Origin of the sequence: Curtobacterium sp. VKM Ac-2852 (assembly GCF_013205045.1) — a bacterium.
Classification (GTDB): domain Bacteria; phylum Actinomycetota; class Actinomycetes; order Actinomycetales; family Microbacteriaceae; genus Curtobacterium; species Curtobacterium flaccumfaciens.
Genome location: NZ_JABMLI010000001.1, coordinates 928,186 through 948,040 on the forward strand (window position 1 = coordinate 928,186; position 19,855 = coordinate 948,040).

General features: G+C 71.4%; 21 protein-coding genes. 16 read left to right on the top strand and 5 right to left on the bottom strand.

Annotated elements, in window-relative coordinates:
- The 4 genes from kdpC to HQQ79_RS04605 all read left to right on the top strand — a co-directional run bounded on the left by kdpC (nt 1) and on the right by HQQ79_RS04605 (nt 4,518).
- A complete protein-coding gene (gene kdpC, locus HQQ79_RS04590; RefSeq protein WP_173032680.1) occupies nt 1–600 on the top strand; it encodes a K(+)-transporting ATPase subunit C in 600 nt (199 codons plus the stop codon).
- A 130-nt stretch (nt 601–730) separates the two neighbouring features.
- Nucleotides 731–3,223 carry an ATP-binding protein gene (locus tag HQQ79_RS04595; RefSeq protein ID WP_367948057.1) on the top strand — a complete coding sequence of 831 codons (2,493 nt, stop codon included), beginning with the start codon at nt 731–733 and terminating at the stop codon, nt 3,221–3,223.
- Nucleotides 3,220–3,903 (top strand): response regulator, encoded by a 684-nt coding sequence (locus tag HQQ79_RS04600; RefSeq protein ID WP_027466795.1) that lies wholly within the window; start codon nt 3,220–3,222, stop codon nt 3,901–3,903. Before HQQ79_RS04595 ends, HQQ79_RS04600 begins: the two co-directional genes overlap by 4 nt.
- Before the next feature lie 96 nt (nt 3,904–3,999).
- Entirely contained in the window at nt 4,000–4,518 is a 519-nt protein-coding gene (locus HQQ79_RS04605) for a helix-turn-helix domain-containing protein (protein ID WP_027466794.1), read from the top strand.
- Here HQQ79_RS04605 and HQQ79_RS04610 read toward each other — a convergent pair.
- The gene (locus tag HQQ79_RS04610; protein ID WP_173032684.1) at nt 4,502–5,347 is read right to left on the bottom strand and encodes a LuxR C-terminal-related transcriptional regulator; all 846 of its coding nucleotides are present in this window, start codon (nt 5,345–5,347) and stop codon (nt 4,502–4,504) included. The genes HQQ79_RS04605 and HQQ79_RS04610 overlap by 17 nt on opposite strands.
- 110 nt (nt 5,348–5,457) lie before the next feature.
- On the opposite strand from HQQ79_RS04610, the gene hxlB reads away from it, so the two are divergent.
- The 3 genes from hxlB to HQQ79_RS04625 all read left to right on the top strand — a co-directional run bounded on the left by hxlB (nt 5,458) and on the right by HQQ79_RS04625 (nt 7,502).
- Entirely contained in the window at nt 5,458–6,021 is a 564-nt protein-coding gene (gene hxlB, locus HQQ79_RS04615; RefSeq protein WP_173032686.1) for a 6-phospho-3-hexuloisomerase, read from the top strand.
- An 11-nt stretch (nt 6,022–6,032) separates the two neighbouring features.
- Complete coding sequence (gene hxlA / locus HQQ79_RS04620) at nt 6,033–6,656, top strand: 3-hexulose-6-phosphate synthase (RefSeq protein ID WP_027466791.1); 624 nt, start codon at nt 6,033–6,035, stop codon at nt 6,654–6,656.
- Nucleotides 6,657–6,779: 123 nt separating this feature from the next.
- Complete coding sequence (locus tag HQQ79_RS04625; RefSeq protein WP_027466790.1) at nt 6,780–7,502, top strand: alpha/beta hydrolase; 723 nt, start codon at nt 6,780–6,782, stop codon at nt 7,500–7,502.
- Nucleotides 7,503–7,573: 71 nt separating this feature from the next.
- On the opposite strand, the gene HQQ79_RS04630 is transcribed toward HQQ79_RS04625, so the two are convergent.
- Nucleotides 7,574–8,929, bottom strand: a complete 1,356-nt coding sequence (locus tag HQQ79_RS04630; RefSeq protein ID WP_035809271.1) for an APC family permease — start codon at nt 8,927–8,929, stop codon at nt 7,574–7,576.
- Nucleotides 8,930–9,130: 201 nt separating this feature from the next.
- Here HQQ79_RS04630 and HQQ79_RS04635 point away from each other — a divergent pair, with 201 nt between their 5' ends.
- The 3 genes from HQQ79_RS04635 (at nt 9,131) to HQQ79_RS04645 (ending at nt 13,434) form a co-directional block, all read left to right on the top strand.
- Entirely contained in the window at nt 9,131–9,898 is a 768-nt protein-coding gene (locus HQQ79_RS04635; protein ID WP_173032688.1) for an HAD family phosphatase, read from the top strand.
- 70 nt (nt 9,899–9,968) lie between these two features.
- On the top strand, nt 9,969–12,479 hold the full coding sequence (locus HQQ79_RS04640) for a glycoside hydrolase family 65 protein (RefSeq protein WP_027466788.1): 2,511 nt from the start codon (nt 9,969–9,971) through the stop codon (nt 12,477–12,479).
- Between the two features lie 187 nt (nt 12,480–12,666).
- Entirely contained in the window at nt 12,667–13,434 is a 768-nt protein-coding gene (locus HQQ79_RS04645; RefSeq protein WP_173032690.1) for an SDR family NAD(P)-dependent oxidoreductase, read from the top strand.
- 107 nt (nt 13,435–13,541) lie between these two features.
- Here HQQ79_RS04645 and HQQ79_RS04650 read toward each other — a convergent pair whose 3' ends face one another.
- Together HQQ79_RS04650 and HQQ79_RS04655 are read right to left on the bottom strand one after the other, a co-directional pair.
- Nucleotides 13,542–14,057: a DUF1697 domain-containing protein gene (locus HQQ79_RS04650; RefSeq protein WP_173032692.1), complete on the bottom strand. Its 516-nt coding sequence runs from the start codon at nt 14,055–14,057 to the stop codon at nt 13,542–13,544.
- A gap of 26 nt (nt 14,058–14,083) precedes the next feature.
- Nucleotides 14,084–14,350: a hypothetical protein gene (locus tag HQQ79_RS04655; protein WP_035809269.1), complete on the bottom strand. Its 267-nt coding sequence runs from the start codon at nt 14,348–14,350 to the stop codon at nt 14,084–14,086.
- 100 nt (nt 14,351–14,450) lie between these two features.
- Between HQQ79_RS04655 and HQQ79_RS04660 the strand changes: the two genes are divergently transcribed.
- The 3 genes from HQQ79_RS04660 to HQQ79_RS04670 all read left to right on the top strand — a co-directional run bounded on the left by HQQ79_RS04660 (nt 14,451) and on the right by HQQ79_RS04670 (nt 15,756).
- Complete coding sequence (locus tag HQQ79_RS04660) at nt 14,451–14,915, top strand: prevent-host-death protein (protein ID WP_173032694.1); 465 nt, start codon at nt 14,451–14,453, stop codon at nt 14,913–14,915.
- Nucleotides 14,916–15,075: 160 nt separating this feature from the next.
- Nucleotides 15,076–15,264 (top strand): hypothetical protein, encoded by a 189-nt coding sequence (locus tag HQQ79_RS18570; RefSeq protein ID WP_194653228.1) that lies wholly within the window; start codon nt 15,076–15,078, stop codon nt 15,262–15,264.
- 39 nt (nt 15,265–15,303) lie between these two features.
- Nucleotides 15,304–15,756 (top strand): hypothetical protein, encoded by a 453-nt coding sequence (locus tag HQQ79_RS04670; protein WP_017887957.1) that lies wholly within the window; start codon nt 15,304–15,306, stop codon nt 15,754–15,756.
- A 147-nt stretch (nt 15,757–15,903) separates the two neighbouring features.
- On the opposite strand, the gene HQQ79_RS04675 is transcribed toward HQQ79_RS04670, so the two are convergent.
- Nucleotides 15,904–17,379 (bottom strand): NCS2 family permease, encoded by a 1,476-nt coding sequence (locus HQQ79_RS04675; protein WP_027466783.1) that lies wholly within the window; start codon nt 17,377–17,379, stop codon nt 15,904–15,906.
- 157 nt (nt 17,380–17,536) lie between these two features.
- Between HQQ79_RS04675 and folE the strand changes: the two genes are divergently transcribed.
- From folE to HQQ79_RS04690, 3 genes are read left to right on the top strand one after another with little or no spacing between them, the layout of a single operon-like run.
- Entirely contained in the window at nt 17,537–18,148 is a 612-nt protein-coding gene (folE, locus tag HQQ79_RS04680) for a GTP cyclohydrolase I (protein ID WP_173033117.1), read from the top strand.
- On the top strand, nt 18,145–19,065 hold the full coding sequence (gene folP / locus HQQ79_RS04685; protein ID WP_173032696.1) for a dihydropteroate synthase: 921 nt from the start codon (nt 18,145–18,147) through the stop codon (nt 19,063–19,065). The genes folE and folP overlap by 4 nt, the downstream gene beginning before the upstream one ends.
- The gene (locus HQQ79_RS04690; protein WP_367948058.1) at nt 19,062–19,811 is read left to right on the top strand and encodes a pyrimidine reductase family protein; all 750 of its coding nucleotides are present in this window, start codon (nt 19,062–19,064) and stop codon (nt 19,809–19,811) included. Before folP ends, HQQ79_RS04690 begins: the two co-directional genes overlap by 4 nt.
- Nucleotides 19,812–19,855 lie beyond the last annotated feature (44 nt).

Below are 19,855 nucleotides of genomic sequence, written 5' to 3' on the forward strand. Positions count from 1 at the left end.
ATGGCATCTGCACGTTCCACCTTCCGTTCCGCCGGTGTGGCCATCCGCCTCACCCTCGTCGCCACCGTCGTCCTGGGCGTCGGGTACCCGCTCGCCGTCTGGGGCGTCGGCCAGGCGGCGTTCCACGACCAGGCCAACGGCTCGATGGTCACGGACTCGTCCGGCAAGGTCGTCGGTTCCTCGTTGATCGGGCAGTCGTTCACGGGCAAGCAGGCCGACCGCTGGTTCCAGTCGCGGCCGTCCGCCGCCGGGGACGGCTACGACGCGGGGGCGTCGTCCGGCTCGAACCTCGGGCCGAACAACGCCGACCTGCTCAAGGCCGTCGAGGAGCGTCGTGCGGCGCTGGCGAAGGCCGACGGGGTCTCCGCCGCGCAGGTGCCCGCCGACGCCGTGACCGCTTCCGGTTCGGGGCTCGACCCGGACATCAGCCCCGCCTACGCGTCCCAGCAGGTGGCCCGTGTGGCCTCGGCGCGCGGCCTGTCAGTGGACACCGTGCAGCAGCTGGTGGCGTCGCACACCGAGTCGCGGCAGCTCGGGTTCCTCGGTGAGCCCGTGGTGAACGTGCTCGCGCTGAACCTGGCGCTGGCGAAGGCGTCCTGAGCGTGGGTGGCCCGGCGCGAGTGCGCTGCGCACAACCGAACTCGCGCGGAACCGCGGAATCGCGCGGCGCGAGGTCACTTTGGTTGTGCGCAGCCCCCGCGCCGACCCCCGCACGCGAGAGGATGAGCACGTGAAGCGCGGGAAGCTGCGGGTCCTGCTCGGTGCGGCGCCCGGTGTCGGCAAGACCTACACGATGCTCGAAGAGGGGCGTCGGTTGCTCGACGAGGGTCGCGACGTGGTCGTCGCCGTCGTCGAGACGCACGAGCGCGCCGCCACCGCAGCACTGGTGAACGGGCTCGAGGTCGTGCCCCGGCGCACCGTCTCGCACCGGGGTGTCGACCTCGACGACCTCGACCTCGACGCCGTCATCGCCCGGGCACCCGAGGTCGCGCTGGTCGACGAACTCGCGCACACGAACGCCCCGGGGAGTCCGAACGAGAAGCGCTGGCAGGACGTCGAAGCGCTGCGGGACGCCGGCATCGACGTCATCTCGACCGTCAACGTGCAGCACATGCAGTCCCTCGGCGACGTGGTCCGCGAGATCACCGGAACCGTGCAGCGCGAGACCGTCCCCGACGCCGTGGTGCGCGCGGCTGACCAGATCGAGGTCGTCGACCTGGCCCCGGCAGCGCTGCGCGAACGGCTCTCCGACGGGCTCGTCTACCCGGCGGCCCGGATCGACGCCGCGCTGTCGAACTACTTCCGCCTCGGCAACCTCACCGCACTGCGCGAGATCGCCCTGCTCTGGCTCGCCGACGAGGTCGACGACGCGCTCAAGGCCTACCGCGCCGAGCACGGCATCGAGCACCGGTGGGAGACCCGGGAGCGCGTGCTCGTCGCCCTGACCGGCGGCCCCGAGGGTGAGACCCTGCTGCGCCGCGGCGCCCGCATCGCCGCCCGCAGCGCCGGTGGGGAACTCGCCGCCGTGCACGTGACGACGAACGACGGCCTGCGCGTCCGGCACCCCGGCGCGCTCGGCAAGCAGCGGACCCTGCTCGAGCAGCTCGGTGGCACGTACCACCAGGTCGTCGGCGACGACGTGCCGAGCACGCTGGTGCGGTTCGCGCGGTCGATCGACGCCACCCAGATCGTGATCGGGGTCAGCCGCCGCAGCCGGCTCGCGGCCGCCATGACCGGTCCGGGGATCGGCAACACCGTGATCCGCGAGTCCGGCGACATCGACGTGCACGTCGTCACGCACGAGCGCGCCGGCGGCGGGATCACCCTGCCCAAGCTCGGCGGCAGCCTGTCCCGCGGCCGGGTGGTCGCCGCGTTCGTGCTGTCGGTCCTGGTCGGGCCGCTGCTCACCTGGGTGCTGTCGATCGGCAGCGACCCGGACGCCATCACGGTGGACGTACTGGCGTACCAGCTGCTCGTCCTGGTCGTGGCGCTCGTGGGCGGGATGTGGCCGGCGGTGTTCACGGCCGTGCTGTCCGGGCTGAGCCTCGACTACTTCTTCGTGCAACCCCTCTACATGGTCACCGTCCAGCAGCCGTGGCACCTGTTCGCCCTGGTCATGTACGTGATCAGTGCGGTGCTTGTCAGCTTCGTTGTCGACCGGTCCGCCCGGCGGTCGCGCGCCGCCCGTCGGGCCTCGGCCGAGTCCGGGCTCCTGATGGGCATCGCCGGCAGCGTGCTCCGCGGCGACGACGCCCTGCAGGCACTGCTCGACCGCACACGAGAGGCGTTCGGCTTCGCCGGCGTCCGGATCCGCCAGGGCGACGAGGTGCCGGCGACCTCCGGCGACTTCGGTGCGACGCCGGACGCGTCGACGACGCTGGCGTCGGGTGCCGTGCTCGAGTTCGCCGGTGCGCCCGACGACCCGACCCAGCGCCGGCTGCTGCGGGTCGTCGAGCAGCAGCTCGACGCCGCCGTCGAGCACCGCGAACTGACACGCACCGCCGTCGGCGCCGAGCGCATCGCCGCCGCCGACCGGGTCCGGAGCGCGCTGCTCGCGGCCGTCGGCCACGACGTGCGCCGCCCCATCGCCGCGGCCTCCGCCGCCGTGCAGACGCTGCGTGCGTCCGACATCGACCTGTCCGGGGCCGACCGGGAGGCGCTGCTCGCGACCGCCGACGAGAGCCTCGGTCAGCTGGCGGTGCTGTTGGCAGACCTGTTGGACGTCAGCCGGGTCCAGGCCGGTGTCCTCGCGGTCACCCCGGCGGCGATCGCGCTCGAAACGGTGGTCGCCCCCGCGCTCGACGAGCTGGAGCTCGGCCCGGACGACGTCGACCTCGACCTGCCCGCCGACCTGCCGCCGGTGCTCGCCGACCCGGTCCTGCTGCAGCGCGTCGTCGTGAACCTGCTCGCCAACGCGGCGCGGTACGCCCCGGACGGCACCCACGTCCGGGTCGCCGCGAGCGCGTTCGCCGGCGGGGTGGAACTCCGCGTCGCCGACCACGGCCCCGGCATCCCCGAGGACCGCCGCGACGAGGTGTTCCAGCCGTTCCAGCGACTCGGTGACACCGACAACGAGACCGGCCTCGGGCTCGGCCTGGCCCTGGCGCGCGGGTTCACCGAGGGCATGGGCGGCACGATCGAGGTCGACGACACCCCGGGCGGTGGGCTCACCGTCGTGGTGCGGCTGCCGATCGCCGGGCACGTGGGAGTGGAGATCCGATGAAGGTCCTGATCGCTGACGACGACGCACAGCTCGTCCGCGCCCTCTCGGTGACGCTCTCGGCGCGCGGGTACGACGTCGTCACGGCTCGGGACGGGCGCGAGGCGATCGACGCCGTCATCACCGAGCGCCCCGACCTGGTGCTGCTCGACCTCGGCATGCCCCGGCTCGACGGCATCGGCGTGCTCGAGGGCGTCCGGGCCTGGTCGCAGGTGCCGGTCCTCGTGCTCTCCGGGCGCACCGACTCGTCCGACAAGGTCGACGCGCTCGACGCCGGTGCCGACGACTACGTGACGAAGCCGTTCCAGATGGACGAGCTCCTCGCCCGGCTGCGGGCACTCGGACGGCGACGGGTGGTGGCGTCGGAGGAGACCCCGACGATCGCGATCGGACCGCTGCTCGTGGACCTCGTCGCGAAGCAGGTCACCCCGGCCGAGGGTCCGGCGATCCGCCTGACGCCCACCGAGTGGCGCCTGCTCGAGGTCCTGGTCACGAACCCCGACCGCCTGATGACCCGCGAGATGCTGTTGACCGAGGTCTGGGGGCCGACGCACGGTAACGACTCCGGGTACCTGCGGCTGTACATGGCGCAGCTGCGGCGGAAGCTCGAGCCCGACCCCGCGCACCCGCGCTACCTGGTGACGGAGTCCGGAATGGGCTACCGCTTCGCCCCCGGAGCGTAGGCGAGCGCCGCTGTCGGGGGACTGGCGGGAAGCTGTCGTGTCGGTGGCGGGTCCCTGTCGTGGTGCGCCGTTCCGCGGTTCCCTACTGTTCAAGACATGAACGAGATGCGGATCGGTGAACTCCGACGACTGCGGGGCTGGACCCAGGAACGACTGGCCGAGACGAGCGGCATCGCCGTGCGGACGGTGCAACGGATGGAGAGCGGCAACGACGCGAGCCTCGAGTCGCTGTCCGCGGTGGCCACGGCCCTCGAGGTCCCCGTGCGCGACCTGTTCGCCACCGAGGAGCCGGCGTCGCTCGACCCCGGGGTGCGCGGTCTCGACGAGCGCGCCGAGCGCGAGCAGGCGCAGCGCGACGCTGCTTCGCGCGGCTGGCAGTACCTGTACTCCGGTGTCGGCATCGTCGTGACGCTCGGCACCCTGGCGCTCATCGGTTCGCGCATCTGGCCGGGTGCCGCGATCTTCGTCATCCCCATCTACTGGGCGGGTGGGCGGCTGCTCTCCCAGTTCCTGATGGCGACCGTCGTCGAGCCCGCGCTCGACCGTCGGTACCCGTTGTCGCGGTCTCGTCGGGACGCCTCGTCGCGGTCCCGTCGGTTCACGCCCGGGAGCTGAACGCCGCGAGCTCGGCCCGGGTCCGGGCGCCGTGCTTCCGGAGCAGGTTCGCCACGTGGTACTTCACGGTGTTGACGCTGATGCCGAGTCCCTCGGCGATCTCCCGGTTGCCGACACCGGTCGCCACGAGCCGCAGGACGTCGCGCTCCCGCGGGGTCAGGTCGCCGTCGTCGGCCGCGTCCACCTCGGTCGGCCGCGGGTCGAGCGGCAGTGAGATGTCGAGCACGGACCCCCAGCCGGGCGTGCTCGCGACCTGCACCCGCCCGTCGAGCGTGACGACCCGCTCCGCGATCGGCCGCATGGCGTCGTCGTGCACGTCGAGCGTGCCGGAGCCGTCGTCGCGGAGCTGCATGAGCAGGTTCCGGCCGTCGCAGTCCCACTGGATGCGCACCCGCTTCGCCGCACCGTCGTCGACCAGGGCGAGCACCGCGGTCCGGACGATCGCCCGGGCCGCGTGGGCGACGTCACCCGGGAGCGCACGGCCGGTGGCCGGCGGCTCGACGAACTGCACGTCGAGGTCCCCGAAGCGCACGAGCGGCCGCAGGTCGGCGCGCAACCGCGAGAACGCGCCGGTGACGGGTTCGAGCAGGGTGCTCCGCTGCTGATCGGTCACGGTGCGCAGGTCGACGAGGGCGGCCGAGGCGATCTCGACGGCCTCGGCCCGGGCGGCCGCGTCGGTGACCCGCGACGACCGGAGCACGGCGAGGACGGACTCGAGGGTCAGCGCGTGCCGGTCCGCCTGCTCGGCGACCGTGCGGGCGTGCTCGGCGGCCGCGAGCCGGATGGCGGAGCCGCCCCGGGCCTCCAGGGTGTCGACCGATGCGTCCATGGACGCGACGGTACCCGTCCCACCCGAGCGGACGGGCCCACCCGATGGGATGGGGTCCCTGCCGGGGCGGGTAGCGGCGTGCCGAGGCGCGCGACGGAAGGATCGAGGGCATGGCAGCAACCACCGTCTCCGCAGCGCTCGACCTGGTCGTCCGCGAGGTCGGCGACCTGGCAGCCCGCCTCGACGACGCCCCGGCCCAGCGCGCACTCGACCTGATCGAGGGCGCCGACCGGGTGTTCGTCCACGGCGCCGGGCGCTCCGGACTCGCCCTCCGCATGACCGCGATGCGCCTCATGCACCTCGGCCTCGACGCGCACGTCGTCGGCGAGGTCACCACTCCGGCCATCCGTCCGGGTGACCTGCTCCTCGTCGCGAGCGGCTCCGGTACGACCACCGGCATCGTGCAGGCCGCGCGCACCGCGCACGAGGTCGGCGCCGCCGTCGTGGCGCTCTCGACCACCGACGACTCCCCGCTCTCCGAGCTGGCGGACGTCACGATCGTGCTGCCCGCCGCGACGAAGACCGACCGCTCCGGCACGGCTTCGGCCCAGTACGCCGGAAGCCTCTTCGAACAGGCCGTCGCCCTGGTGGGCGACGCCGTGTTCCACGCCCTGTGGGCCCGAGGCGGGCAGTCCGCCGACGACCTCTGGCCCCGTCACGCCAACCTCGAATGAAAGGCACACCCATGCAGCTCCAGTTCGCCATGGACACCCTGACCACCGAAGCCGCCCTCGAGCTCGCCGCCGCGGCCGCGCCGCACGTCGACGTCCTCGAGCTCGGCACGCCCCTGATCAAGAGCGCCGGCCTTTCCGCCGTCACCGCGATCAAGGAAGCACACCCCGACAAGATCGTGTTCGCCGACCTCAAGACCATGGACGCCGGTGAGCTCGAGGCCGACATCGCCTTCTCGGCCGGTGCCGACCTGGTCACCGTCCTCGGTGTCGCCGGCGACTCGACGATCGTCGGCGCCGTCAAGGCCGCGAAGAAGCACGGCAAGGGCATCGTCGTCGACCTGATCGGCGTCTCCGACAAGGCCGCCCGTGCCCGCGAGGTCGTCGCACTCGGCGCCGAGTTCGTCGAGGTCCACGCCGGGCTCGACGAGCAGGCCGAAGAGGGCTTCACGTTCTCGACGCTGCTCGACGCCGGCAAGGAGTCGGGCGTCCCGTTCTCGATCGCGGGCGGCGTGAACGCGTCCTCGGTCGCCTCGGTGCAGGAGGCCGGTGCCCGCATCGCCGTCGCCGGCAGCGCGATCTACAGCGCCTCGGACGTCGGCGCAGCAGCCGCCGAGATCCGCGCCGCCATCAAGTAGCGCGTCCCGGTCGCCCTTCCCGGGCGACATCGTGAGCAGGAATGGTCGGGTGTGCACGTCGCACCCGACCATTCCTGCTCACGAAGCGAACGCCGCCGTCCGGATGCGCCGTACGGTGGCCACATGAACCGAGCGCTGCGCTGGACCACCTGGATCGTCGCCGTCGTCGTGCTGATCGCGGTGGTGTTCCTCGTCTGGGCGCACATCGTCATGCAGGGCACCCGCAGCGCCGCCCTGCAGGTCTGGCGCGACGACCGGATCGCGGTCCGGGACGCCGGTGACTCGGTGGTGATGACCCCGACCGGCCAGGCCGACGGGGTCGGGATCGTCTTCATCCCCGGCGCGAAGGTCGATCCGTACGCCTACATGGCCACGTTCCGGCAGGTGGTCGCCAACGGCACGACGGTGGTCATCACGAAGCCGACGCTGAACCTTGCGTTCTTCGACACCCGGCCGCTCGCGACGTTCGAGGCCCACGCACCCTCGGTGACCCGCTGGGCGGTCGGCGGGCACTCCCTCGGCGGAGTCCGCGCGTGCCAGCTCGCCCAGGACGCCGACGGTCTGCTGTTGCTCGGCAGCTACTGCGCGAACGACATCAGCCGCTCCTACATCGACGTGCTGAGCGTCTCCGGTTCGCGTGACGGCCTGTCGACCCCGGCCAAGGTCGACGCCGCGCGGGACAAGCTGCCGTCGACCGCCACCATGACCGAGATCCAGGGGTCGAACCACGCCGACTTCGGCGCCTACGGCGACCAGCCGGGCGACCGCACGGCGACCATCAGCCGTGCTGATGCCCGCCAGCAGATCTCGGACGCGATCGAGGCCTGGGTGCGCGACCTGCGCTGACCACGCGGGCGGACCGGCGGACGCACCACGGGCCTCCAGACGGTCCGCCTGGAGGCCCGTGGGGCGTGCCGTCAGTGGATCACGCCCGCCTCGTGGTCGCGTCCGGAACGGCGCCCGGTGAACCGGGCGACGAAGTACAGGACCACGCCGACGGCGAGCAGGATCGCGGCGTAGAGCCAGACCTGACCGCTCTGCTGCGTCAGCAGCAGGATGCACGACAGCACCCCGAGCACCGGGACGAACGTCCAGACCCGGAAGTGGTCGTGCTCGACGTGGTCGCGGCGGAGCACCAGGACGGCGACGTTGGTGCTGATGAACACGAAGAGCAGCAGGAGCACGACGGTCTCGGCCAGCACGCCCACGTCACCCACCAGGGTCAGGAGCATCGCGACGATCGTGGTGGCGACGATGGCGGTCCACGGGGTCTTCCGGTTCGGCAGGACCTTCGCGAGCAGGGCGGGCAGGAGCCGCTGCTCGGCCATGCCGTAGGTCACGCGGCTCGACATGATCATCGTGAGCAGCGCGCCGTTCGCGACGGCGACCAGGGCGATGAGGCTGAAGACCCAGTCGGGGATCGGGACGCCGGTGGCGGAGACGACCGCGAGCAGTGGGCCGCTGGACTCGGACAGCTCCGAGGCGGGCAGGGCGATCGCGCTGGCGAGGGCGACGAGGACGTAGACGACGCCGGCGGTGGCGAGGGCGCCGAACAGGGCCTTGGGGTAGACGCGGCGGGGGTCGCGGACCTCCTCCGCGATGTTGGCGGACGTCTCGAAGCCGACGAACGAGTAGTAGGCGACGATCGCGGCGCTCAGGGTCGCCAGGGCCGGGTTCGCCTCGGACGGGAACGCGCCGATCCGGGAGACGTCACCGCCGCCACCGCCGAGCATCACGGCCACGACGACGATCACGATGACGAGACCGGAGACCTCGATGATCGTCATCACGACGTTGCTCTTGAGCGAATCGGAGATGCCGCGGGCGTTCAGGCAGGCGATCAGGGCGAGGAAGACGATCGCGGTGGGCACGGGCGGCAGGTCGACGAACGTGCCGAGGTAGTCGCCGGCGAAGGCGAGCGACAGGCCGGCGGCGCTCGTGACGCCGGCGGCGAGCATGCTGAACCCGACCAGGAACGAGACGATGGGCGCCTTGTAGGCGCGTTCGGCGAAGACCGCGGCACCGCCGGCCTTCGGGTACTTCGTCACGAGTTCGGCGTAGGAGCCCGCCGTGAGCAGTGCCAGCAGGAGCGCGAGCACCAGCGGTGCCCAGAGTGCACCGCCGACGTCCTTCGCCAGCGTCCCCATCAGGGCGTAGATGCCGGCGCCGAGCACGTCGCCGAGGATGAAGAGGAACAGCAGCGGGCCGGTGATCGCCTGGCGGAGCTTCGACTGCGTGCCGTCGTGGGGTGCGGCCGTGGTGTCGCTGGTCATGGTGGTGCCTTTCGTCCGGGTCAGCGTGCCGGGGTGTGTCTCAGAGGCCTCACAGGTGCGCCGTGGCGGGGGTCCTCCCTGCACAGCGGAGCGGCCGGTGAACTCTCTCCACAGGGTGCGGCGCGTCGGAACGTCCGGACTGGAGCGGTCCTAGACTCGTCGGGAGCCACACGTCCACCACCAGTCCCCGGAGGACCGCAGATGACGACGCAGGACCAGCGCACGCCCGCGCGACTCAGTGACCAGCGAGCGCTCCTGTTCGACCTCGACGGCGTGCTCACCCCGACCGCCGACGTCCACATGCGGGCCTGGAGCCGACTGTTCACGCCGTACCTCGAAGCGCACGGGGTCGCGCCGTACACCGAGCAGGACTACTTCACCTACATCGACGGCAAGCCCCGCTACGACGGCGTGCGCTCGCTGCTCGAGTCGCGCGGCATCGACCTGCCGCAGGGCACCCCCGACGACGCGCCCGACACCGACACGGTGTGCGGGCTCGGCAACCGGAAGAACGCGGAGTTCACCGCCGAGCTCGACGAGCACGGCGTCGAGCCCTACCCGGGTTCGCTGCGGTTCCTGACCGCCGCGATCGCCGCCGGACTGTCCGTCGCGGTCGTCTCAAGCTCGGCGAACGCCACCTCGGTGCTCCGGACGGCGGGCATCCTCGACCGGTTCCCGGTGGTCGTCGACGGGCTCGTCGCGCGCCAGGACGGCCTAACCGGCAAGCCCGCGCCCGACACCTACCTCGACGCGGCGACGCGGTTCGGGCTCACCGCCGCCGAGTGCGTCGTGGTCGAGGACGCCACCAGCGGGGTCGAAGCTGGCCGCAACGGCTCGTTCGGTCTCGTCGTCGGTGTCGACCGGGGCGCCGGGGCGGACGCCCTGCGCGAGCACGGTGCCGACGTCGTGGTGTCCGACCTCGCCGAACTCATCGACGAGCTGCCCGCACCGACCACCAGCACGACGTAGGCCCGGCCGGACACTCCCTGCCTGCCGGCCGCACCGACGTACCCATCTCCCTCCCTTCCCACGGAGCAGCATGAACCCCATCACCTCGGACCCCCTCGACCGCGTCCGCTACCCGATCGACGAGTGGGCCCTCGTCGAGACCGAGTACACCCCCGACGAGCAGGGCGTCGCCGAGACGAACTTCGCCGTCGGCAACGGGTACCTCGGCCTGCGCGGCAACCTCGACGAAGGCCGTGGCGGCGTGCAGTACGGCACGTACATCAACGGGTTCCACGAGACCTGGCCGATCCGGCACGCGGAAGACGCCTTCGGCTTCGCGAAGACCGGGCAGACGATCATCAACGCGCCCGACGCCAAGGTCATCCGCCTCTACGTCGACGACGAGCCGCTCGTGCTGGCCGAAGCCGACATCCTCCGGCACACGCGTCGGCTGGAGTTCCGCGGCGGCTACCTGTTCCGCGAGACCGAGTGGTCGACGCCGTCCGGCAAGCGGGTGCTCATTCGGGCACGTCGACTCGTGTCGTTCACCGACCGGCACCTCGCCGTCATCGACTACGAGGTCACCGTGCTCGACGCGGACGCCTCGATCCTGCTGTCCAGCCAGATCCTCAACCGCCAGGACGTGCAGGACGAGTACCACGCCGGCATGCGGGCTGCGGCGAACGCCTTCGACCCGCGCAAGGCCGAGTCGTTCACCGAGCGGGTGCTCGTGCCGAAGCTCAAGCGCAGCACCGGCGGCCGTTCGGTCCTGGGGTACCAGGCCTCCAGCTCCGGCATGACGATCTGCGTCGGCGTCGAGCACCACATCGAGACCGAGAACAGCTGGGACGAGTCCTCCTCGATCGAGGACGACCTGGCGAAGCACGTCTACCGGGTGCAGGCCCGCGCGGGGCAGCCCATCCGGCTCGTGAAGCACGTGGTCTACCACACCTCCCGCGGGGTACCCGTGCGCGAGCTGGCCGACCGGTGCGACCGCACGCTCGACCGCGCGCACGCCGAGAACGTCGACGAGACGTTCGCGAAGCAGCGCGACTGGCTCGACGACTACTGGGCCCGCAGCGACGTCGAGATCGCCGGTCAGCCCGCGATCCAGCAGGCCGTCCGCTGGAACCTCTTCCAGCTGGCGCAGGCCACCGCCCGCACCGACGGCCACGGCATCGCCGCGAAGGGCGTCACCGGCTCCGGCTACGGCGGCCACTACTTCTGGGACATGGAGATCTACGTCCTGCCGTTCCTGTCGTACACGGCGCCGATCGTCGCCCGGAACGCCCTGCGCTTCCGTTACAACATGCTCGACGCGGCACGGGCTCGGGCCCGCGAGCTGAACCAGCGCGGTGCCCTGTTCCCGTGGCGGACGATCAACGGTGAAGAGTCCAGCGCCTACTACGCCGCCGGCACCGCGCAGTACCACATCGACGCCGACATCTCGCATGCGCTCATGCAGTACGTCCGGGCCTCGGGGGACCGCGAGTTCCTGAAGCGCGGCGCCATCGACGTGCTCGTCGAGACCGCCCGGCTCTGGGCCGACCTCGGGTTCTGGCGGTCCAACGGCGACAAGAAGTTCCACATCGACGGCGTCACCGGGCCGGACGAGTACACGACCGTCGTCGACGACAACCTCTACACGAACGTGATGGCGCGGGCGAACCTGTGGTTCGCCGTCAACGCCTGCCGCGAGCTCGCCGCCGACGACGCCGAAGAGTACGACCGCATGGTGCGCCGGACCGGTCTGCAGCCGGACGAGCTCGTCGAGTGGGAGCACGCCGCCGAGTCGATGGAGATCCCGTTCGACCCGCACCGCGGCATCCACCCGCAGGACGCCCAGTTCCTCGACAAGGAACTCTGGGACCTCGAGAACACCCCGGAGTCCAAGCGCCCGCTGCTGCTCCACTACCACCCGCTGGTGATCTACCGGTTCCAGGTGCTCAAGCAGGCCGACGTCGTGCTCGCGCTGTTCCTGCAGGGACACGAGTTCACGGCGGCCGAGAAGCGTCGCGACTTCGACTACTACGACGCACTCACCACCGGTGACTCGACGCTGTCCGCGGTCGTCCAGTCGATCATGGCGGCCGAGGTCGGGTACCACGACCTCGCCGACCAGTACTTCCAGACCGCGCTCTACGTCGACCTGGCGGACCTGCACGGCAACACCTCGGATGGCGTGCACATCGCGTCGACCGGTGGCATCTGGGGTGCCCTCGTCAACGGGTTCGGTGGCATGCGTGACCACGGCGGTCGGATGACCTTCAACCCGCGGTTGCCGAAGCACTGGGACCGTCTGTCCTACCGTCTGACCGTGCGCGGGTCGCGGGTCCGGGTGGACCTCGAGCAGGAAGCCATGACCCTCACGGTCGAGACCGGTTCGGGCTTCACGGTGTGGGTGCACAACCAGCAGTGGGACATCGAGGCGGGGGAGCCCACCGTGGTGCCGCTGCCGCACCACGGACCGCGCATGTCCGGGCACGCCCCGACCACCAGCGACATCCAGGGCACGCTGCGGGCGGACGGCTCGGTCATCACGGCGTCGATCCCGACGATCTCCCTGGAGCGCGACTTCGACCTCGACGACTCGACCGGCTGACGCCAGTCGCTGCGCCGCAGTCGCACGTCGCCCCGGTTCCGCCTCGCGGTGCCGGGGCGACCTGCGTCCCCGCGGCGTTCGCGGCGCCTCCGAACGCGTCCAGCCGGTCCGGGGCACCGTGGTCGCTCGTGCCCCTCGGGTCGATGGCGTCTCCCCGGGCACGGTTCGTGCAACGAGAGGAGACATCATGGGCAACCGGTTCGAGGGCAAGGTCGCGATCGTCACGGGCGCTGGGTCCGGCATCGGCGAGGCGACGGTGCGGGCGTTCATCGACGAGGGCGCGTCGGTCGTGCTGACCGACAGCGTCGAGGAGAAGGTCCGCGCGGTGGGTGACTCCCTGCCGACGCACCGGGTCGTCGCCCTGCATGCCGACGTGGCGAGCCCGGACGACTGGGAGACCGTCGTCTCGGCGGCGATCGACCGCTTCGACCGGCTCGACGTCCTGGTGAACAACGCCGGGACCTTCAGCTCGGGCGACATCACCGACATCAGCACGGCCGAGTGGCGCCGGGTCATCGAGACCGACCTGTCCGGTGTGTTCTACGGCACCCGGGCGGCCCTGCCGTTCCTGCGCGAGACGAAGGGGTCGATCGTCAACACGTCGTCGGTCTCCGGTGAGGACGCCGATTGGCGGATGAGCCCCTACAACGCGGCGAAGGGTGGCGTGACGAACTTCACCAAGGCCGCTGCACTCGACAACGGGCAGTTCGGCGTGCGCGTGAACGCCGTCGCTCCGGGGCTCATCTGGACCGACCTGACCCAGGAGCAGGCGGAGGACGAGTCGCTGCAGTCGAAGTTCACCGAGCGCATCGCCCTCGGCCGCGGGGGTCGCTCTGCCGAGGTCGCCGAGGCGATCCTGTTCCTGGCCAGCGACGCGGCCTCGTTCATCACGGGTGCGGTCCTGCCCGTCGACGGCGGCACCATGGCGAGCAACGGGCAGCCGCCGCAGGCCTGAGCCACCCCGGCGTCGGCGGAGACTCGGCGCGGCGGACACTTCGGGCGGTCAGGAACGCCCGGATCGTCCGCGGGAGCGAGTCTCGGCCCGCTTCGAGTGCACGAGCGTCACAGGAGCTTCCGCAGGGTGTTCGTGTTGCGGGTCGTCGTCGTGCGCTTGAAGCGTGCGGCGCCGGCCCGCTTGGCGAACACGGTGTCGGTGCTCGAACCCTTCGGGCAGGACCAGTAGACGACCCCGTTCCCGCGGGCGACCCGCTCGACCGAGTCGTCGAGTTCGAGGTCCGTGACCAAGGCGTCGAGCGCACCGTCGTCGGACCCGAACACGACGTAGTCGTGCCGTTCGTCGGAACGCGCGAAGGGGAAACCGTCGACCACGGCCGCGAGGGCGTCGTGCCGGACGAGCACGATCCAGGCGTCGTACCCGAACCGGTCGCGCAGCCCCTGCTCGATCGACGTCTTGAGCTGCTCGGCGGGCACGTCGGCGGAGAACACGACGTTGCCCGAGGCGAGCACGGTGCGGACGTCGTCGAACCCGAGCCCTCGGAAGAGCTCCGCGAGCTCGGCGCTCCGGATCGTGATGCCGTTCACGTTGACGCCGCGCAGCAGCGCCACCCACCTGTCCATGTCCGGACGGTAGCGGTCCGGGCCGCTCACGTCCACGTCCGGGCCACGCCCCAGCCGGCACCCTGCGGCACGATGTCGACCACCAGGGCCTCGCCGTCGTCGTCGCTGGTCGCCTGGAACCGCCAGCCCACGGTGCGTTCGGGCGCATGGGTGATCGCGGTGGGCAGTTCAGCGCGCGTCACGGTCAGCCGGGTGGGGGTGTCGCTCACCCGCCAGCGCCGTCCGGCCCACACCAGCCGGGTCGGCGTGCCCTCGGCCCACCACACCGTGGCGGCCGTGTCGGTGATCATCATCGGGTCTCCTCGTTCGAACGTGTGTTCGAATGGTAGGTGTCGACCTACGACGTCGCAACCGACCGTTGCGTTCAGAACACGTTCTGAATAGGCTAGATCCATGACGCTCGGTGCTCCGCCCCGATCCCGGCGGTCGGTGCAGTCCTCAGACCTCTCCCGCCACGCCAAGCAGGTGTTCGCCGCCGCGGAAGAAGCCCCGCTCGAGGTCACCCGTCGCGACGGGAAGCCACTCGTCCTCACCACGAAGGAACGGTCCGACGACGACGACGCGGTCCTGGACATCGCGGCGCAGCTCATCGCCGCGGTGACGCTCAACGAGCAACTGCCACTCCACGATCGGCTGGCGATCCCGTACCCGTGGATCAAGCTCCTCAGCGCCGCAGACCAGCAGCGCTTCGCCCGGGAGATCGTCGACGTCGCCCGTGGCTCGTTCTCGCTCCGGCAGCCGCGCAGGCTCCTGCTCGAGATGCAGGCGTGGCGCAACAGTGCCGAGGCGATCGCAGCAGGCTGGGACACCGGAGAGCCGGAGATCCTCGCTGAGCCGATCCGCGTCGAGAAGCCCTGACGCGGTGGCGGGCCGGCGCGGCGGGGTCCCCCGGCCGATCCGTTCGACGGAGTACACGATCGTCTTCGGGACGCGCGGCGCGGAACAGGGGTGGCGCGACGTGGTGGCGGTGCAGCGGAACGCAGTCGCTGCCGCGTGGGATCGGCTGACCACGGATCCGTTGACCGAGGACCTGTCCTGCCACGCCCTGCGCGGGGAACTCGGTGTGGTTCGACACTCCGGCCGGGAGTGGACGCGTCGTCAGTTCGAGCTGAAGCGCGGCGCCCGGATCTGGTTCACGGTCGACGTGGATGACCGGGTGGTGTGCATCACCGACGTGCACACCCACCACCCCAACCAGACGAAGTGACTGCGCTCGGCCTCGGCAGTCGTCGTGTAGACGGGACCCATGACGAACGACGCACAGGGCCCCGACGCGCAGCACCAGGTTCCCGAGGGGGTGTCCGAGGCCACGGTCGAGGCGCTCGGCAGCCTGTCCGCCGCGGTCGAGGTCATCGAGCACGCCCGAGGCCTGCTCTACGGGTTCCACCGACTGACCGGCACCGCTGACCTGAACCTCGGTGAGGCGGTCGAGCAGCTGCGCAAGGCCGGGCACACCGAACTCGCCGAACGCATCGACACCGAACTCGTGGGCCGCAACGTCATCGCGGGCCGCTGGACGTTCCAGATCGTCGAGGACTACGACGACGGCTACTACGCCCTCGCCAAGGAGCTCGAGCGCACGGCGCGCGACGAGCTCGTGCAGGGCCGTCGCCACCTGTTCGAGGCCGGCATGAAGGAAGACCGTCGCACCCAGGACCAGCGCCACCACGAGGCCACGCCGAGCGACCTGCCGGACTGACCACGGGCCTCCAGGCCGACGCGGCCGGCCGCGTCCCTCGCCCGCCGTCGCACAACCAAAGACGGCTCGCGCCACGGGATCCCGTGGCGCGAGCCGTCTTTGGTTGTGCAGAATCGAACCGTGCCGAAGCAAGGTTGCTCGAAAGCCTCAGCCGACGCCGAGCAGCGCCTCCAACGGCCCCCGCGCGAAGTACAGCAGGAAGCCCGCGGCGACGACGTAGAGCAGCCACGAGACCTCACGGCCACGGCCGGACAGCAGCTTGATGAGCACCCAGCTGATGAAGCCGGCGCCGATGCCGTTCGCGATCGAGTAGGTCAGCGGCATGACGACGATCGTCAGGAACGCCGGCAGGGCCGAGCCGAAGTCCGACCACGAGATGTCCGCGACCTGCGCGACCATGAGCGCACCGACGACGACGAGCCCGGCGGCGGCGACCTCGAGCGGGACGACCTGGGTGAGCGGCGTGAGGAACATCGACGCCAGGAACAGCAGGCCGGTGACGACCGAGGCCATGCCCGTGCGGGCGCCCTCGCCGATGCCGGAGGCCGAGTCGATGAAGACGGTGTTCGACGACACCGATGCGCCACCACCGGCGATCGCGCCGACGCCCTCGACGACGAGCGCCGACTTCAGGCGGGGGAACGTGCCGTCGGGCTTCGCGACACCGGCGGCCTTGGCCAGACCGGTCATGGTGCCCATGGCGTCGAAGAAGTTCGTGAAGACGAGGGTGAAGACGAGCATCGACGCGGCGAGCGGGCCGATGCGGGTGAAGGCACCGAAGACGTCGGCGTGGCCGACGAGCGACAGGTCCGGCACGGCGAACAGCGCGCTCGGCAGGCCGGGGGCGTTGAGGTTCCAGCCGGTCTTCGAGTCGACCGACGTCGGTACCTGGAAGATCGCCTGCAGGATGATCGCGATGATCGTGGTCGCGACGATGCCGATGAGCAGCGCACCCTTGACCCGGCGGGCCATGAGCGTGCCGATGATGATCAGGCCGATCAGGAACACGATGGTCGGCAGGGCGCCGACGGAGCCGTCCTCACCGAGCTGCAGCGGCGGCGACGCGAGCCCGGAGGACCGCACGAAGCCGGAGTCGACGAGCCCGATGAACGCGATGAACAGGCCGATGCCGACCGTGATCGCGGCCTTCAGCTGTGCCGGGACGGCGGTGAAGATCATCGTCCGGATGCCGGTCAACGCGAGGATCACGATGATCACACCGTTGATGACGACCAGCCCCATCGCCTCGGCCCAGGTGACCTGGTGCACGACGCTGACGGCGAGGAACGAGTTGATCCCGAGCCCCGCGGCGATGCCGAACGGCAGGTTCGCGATGATGCCCATCGCGATGGTCATGACGCCGGCGACGAGGCCGGTCGCCGCGGCCACCTGAGCGTTCTCGAGCCATCCGCCGCTGACGTCCTTGGCGGCCTGGTCGGCGCTGAACCCGCCGAGGATGAGGGGGTTCAGGATGACGATGTACGCCATCGTCACGAACGAGACGAGGCCACCGCGGACCTCGCGGGGGATCGACGATCCGCGTTGCGTGATGGAGAAGAATCGATCGAGGCCGGTCGCGAAGCGGTTCCGGGGCGTGGTGTCGGTCTGCGGGGCGCTCACCACGAGAGTTTAAAGGACGCTGGGTTTCGGGCGTGTCACACCGGTCTCACAGGTTGTGACAGCCGGGAGGCCCGTTCCACGCGGATCGCGCACCTCGCGCTGGGCGTCTGCCCGCGTTCTCCGGCCACGGCTGGTGTTGGATGAGCGGGTGACGTCACCCATGGACCGCGCCCGTGTCGAGGCCGCCGTCCGCGAGCTGCTGCTCGCCATCGGCGAGGATCCCGACCGCCCGGAACTCACCCGCACCCCCGCCCGTGTCGCCGACTCGTACGCCGAGTTCTTCTCCGGGATCGGCACCGACGCGGTCGCCATCGCCCGGGAGGGCACCGTGCACGCCGAGGACGGCGAGCGCGGTCGGCTCGTCATCGTCCGGGACGTGAAGTTCCGCTCCGTCTGCGAGCACCACCTGCTGCCGTTCCTCGGGGTCGCGCACCTGGCGTACGCGCCGGGTGACCGCCTCATCGGGCTCGGCACGCTGGCGCGGGTGCTCGACGCGGTGGCCTCCCGTCCGCAGCTGCAGGAGCGGCTCGGCGAACAGGTCGCCGCGACCATCGCCGAGGGGCTCGGCGCCGAGGGCGTCCTGGTGGTCCTCGACGCGCAGCACCAGTGCGTCACGACGCGTGGGGAGCGTCAGACCGGTTCGACGACCGTGACGGTGGCGGCGACCGGTTCGCTGGCCGACACGGCGGGACGGGCCGAGGCGATCGCGCTCATCGGCGCGGGGCGTGCGACCGACGCCGGGCACGACGCGAGTGCCGGGGCGGACGCATGACGGGCCTCCCCGACGGCACGGCCGGACCCGGCTGGATCGTGCCGGACCTGCGCCACCCGGTCCGGACGTTCGGCCGCCGCACCATCGATTTCGACCACCGCATCGCCGTGATGGCGATCGTGAACCGCACCCCCGACTCGTTCCACGACCGGGGCGCCACCTTCGAGCTCGACCGGGCCGTCGCCGCCTCGGTGAGGGCCGCCGAGCAGGGCGCCGACTGGGTCGACATCGGCGGCGTGAAGTTCGCCCCCGGCCCGGAGCTGCCCGCCTCCGACGAGATCGACCGCGTCGTGCCCGTCGTCGAGCAGCTCGCCCAGCAGTCCGACGTCGTCATCAGCGTCGACACCTTCCGTCCCGAGGTCGCCGCGGCGGCGATCGCGGCCGGGGCGACCGTCGTCAACGACACCACCGGCCTGTCCGACCCGCGGATGGCCGCCGTGGTCGCCGACTCCGACGCCACCGTCGTCATCACGCACTCGCTCGCCGAACCCCGACGGCCCCTGCCGGTGCCGCCGCAGTACGGCGACATCGCGGGCGAGGTCGTCGTGTTCCTGCGCGAACGGGTCGACCGGGCACTCGCCGCGGGCATCCCCGAGTCGCGGATCATCGTCGACCCGGGTCACGACCTGCACAAGAACACCGTGCACACCCTCGAGCTCACCCGTCGACTGCCCGAGGTCGTCGCGCTCGGCTACCCGGTCCTCGCCGCGGTGTCCAACAAGGACTTCGTGGGGGAGTCGCTCGGCCGCCCCCGCGGTGAACGGCTCTCCGGATCGCTCGCCGTGGCGACCGTGAGCGCGATGCTCGGCGCCCGGATCGTCCGGATGCACGACGTCGCCGAGAGCGTCGACGCGATGCGCATGGTCGAGGCCACCCTCGGATGGCGCACCCCCGTGGAATCGAGGCACAACACGTGAACATCCTGCCCCCGTCGATCGCGGACCTGTCCGACGACGACCTGCTCGAGTTCTACACCGCCGACGCCGGGGCCCCCTGGCTCCGCGTGAACTTCGTCGCCACGCTGGACGGTTCGGCCTCGGCCGCCGGGGTGTCCGGGTCGCTCGGCGGCGACGACGACCTGCGCGTCTTCGACCTGCTCCGGCGGGTGGCCGACGTCGTGCTCGTCGCCGCCGGCACGGTCCGCGACGAGGGCTACGGGCCGATGGTCCTGCACGACACCGACGTCGCCTGGCGGCGGGCCCACGGCATGCCGGACCACCCCGTGTTCGCGATCGTCACCGGGTCGCTGTCGCTCGACCCGACGTCGCGGGTGTTCACCGAGGCGCCGGTGCGCCCGATCGTCCTGACGTCGGCGACGGCGGCTGCGTCGTCGAAGGCCCGGGCGCTCGCCGAGGTCGCCGACGTCGTCCCCTGCAGCGCGGACGACGACCCGGACTCGGTGGACGCCGGACGGATCCGTGGGCTGTTGGCGGGCCGTGGCCTCGGGATGATCCACTGCGAGGGCGGGCCGTCGTTCCTCGGGGCGCTCATCGCCGCGGACGCCGTCGACGAGCTGACCCTGACGATCGACCCGTCGCTCGAGGGCGGGGCGGGGCCGCGCATCGCCCGGGGGTCCTCGCCGGAACTCCGGCGGATGCGACCGGCGCACGTGCTGCTCGGCGCCGGCGGCGTGCTGCTCACCCGGTACGTCCGGGCGCGCTGACCCCGCCCGTGCGGGCGTCGGGGGCGCGCTGACGCCCGTGGGCT

Excerpts from the sequence above, each read along its gene's own strand:
- HQQ79_RS04600 (WP_027466795.1), top strand. The coding sequence starts at position 3,220 with ATGAAGGTCCTGATCGCTGACGACGACGCACAGCTCGTCCGCGCCCTC.
- HQQ79_RS04655 (WP_035809269.1), bottom strand. The coding sequence starts at position 14,350 with ATGATGATCACCGACACGGCCGCCACGGTGTGGTGGGCCGAGGGCACG.
- folE (WP_173033117.1), top strand. The coding sequence starts at position 17,537 with ATGGACCGCGCCCGTGTCGAGGCCGCCGTCCGCGAGCTGCTGCTCGCC.
- HQQ79_RS04640 (WP_027466788.1), top strand. The coding sequence starts at position 9,969 with ATGAACCCCATCACCTCGGACCCCCTCGACCGCGTCCGCTACCCGATC.
- HQQ79_RS04650 (WP_173032692.1), bottom strand. The coding sequence starts at position 14,057 with ATGGACAGGTGGGTGGCGCTGCTGCGCGGCGTCAACGTGAACGGCATC.
- HQQ79_RS04660 (WP_173032694.1), top strand. The coding sequence starts at position 14,451 with ATGACGCTCGGTGCTCCGCCCCGATCCCGGCGGTCGGTGCAGTCCTCA.
- HQQ79_RS04645 (WP_173032690.1), top strand. The coding sequence starts at position 12,667 with ATGGGCAACCGGTTCGAGGGCAAGGTCGCGATCGTCACGGGCGCTGGG.
- folP (WP_173032696.1), top strand. The coding sequence starts at position 18,145 with ATGACGGGCCTCCCCGACGGCACGGCCGGACCCGGCTGGATCGTGCCG.
- HQQ79_RS04670 (WP_017887957.1), top strand. The coding sequence starts at position 15,304 with ATGACGAACGACGCACAGGGCCCCGACGCGCAGCACCAGGTTCCCGAG.
- hxlA (WP_027466791.1), top strand. The coding sequence starts at position 6,033 with ATGCAGCTCCAGTTCGCCATGGACACCCTGACCACCGAAGCCGCCCTC.
- HQQ79_RS04635 (WP_173032688.1), top strand. The coding sequence starts at position 9,131 with ATGACGACGCAGGACCAGCGCACGCCCGCGCGACTCAGTGACCAGCGA.
- HQQ79_RS04625 (WP_027466790.1), top strand. The coding sequence starts at position 6,780 with ATGAACCGAGCGCTGCGCTGGACCACCTGGATCGTCGCCGTCGTCGTG.
- kdpC (WP_173032680.1), top strand. The coding sequence starts at position 1 with ATGGCATCTGCACGTTCCACCTTCCGTTCCGCCGGTGTGGCCATCCGC.
- hxlB (WP_173032686.1), top strand. The coding sequence starts at position 5,458 with ATGGCAGCAACCACCGTCTCCGCAGCGCTCGACCTGGTCGTCCGCGAG.
- HQQ79_RS04605 (WP_027466794.1), top strand. The coding sequence starts at position 4,000 with ATGAACGAGATGCGGATCGGTGAACTCCGACGACTGCGGGGCTGGACC.
- HQQ79_RS04610 (WP_173032684.1), bottom strand. The coding sequence starts at position 5,347 with ATGGACGCATCGGTCGACACCCTGGAGGCCCGGGGCGGCTCCGCCATC.
- HQQ79_RS04630 (WP_035809271.1), bottom strand. The coding sequence starts at position 8,929 with ATGACCAGCGACACCACGGCCGCACCCCACGACGGCACGCAGTCGAAG.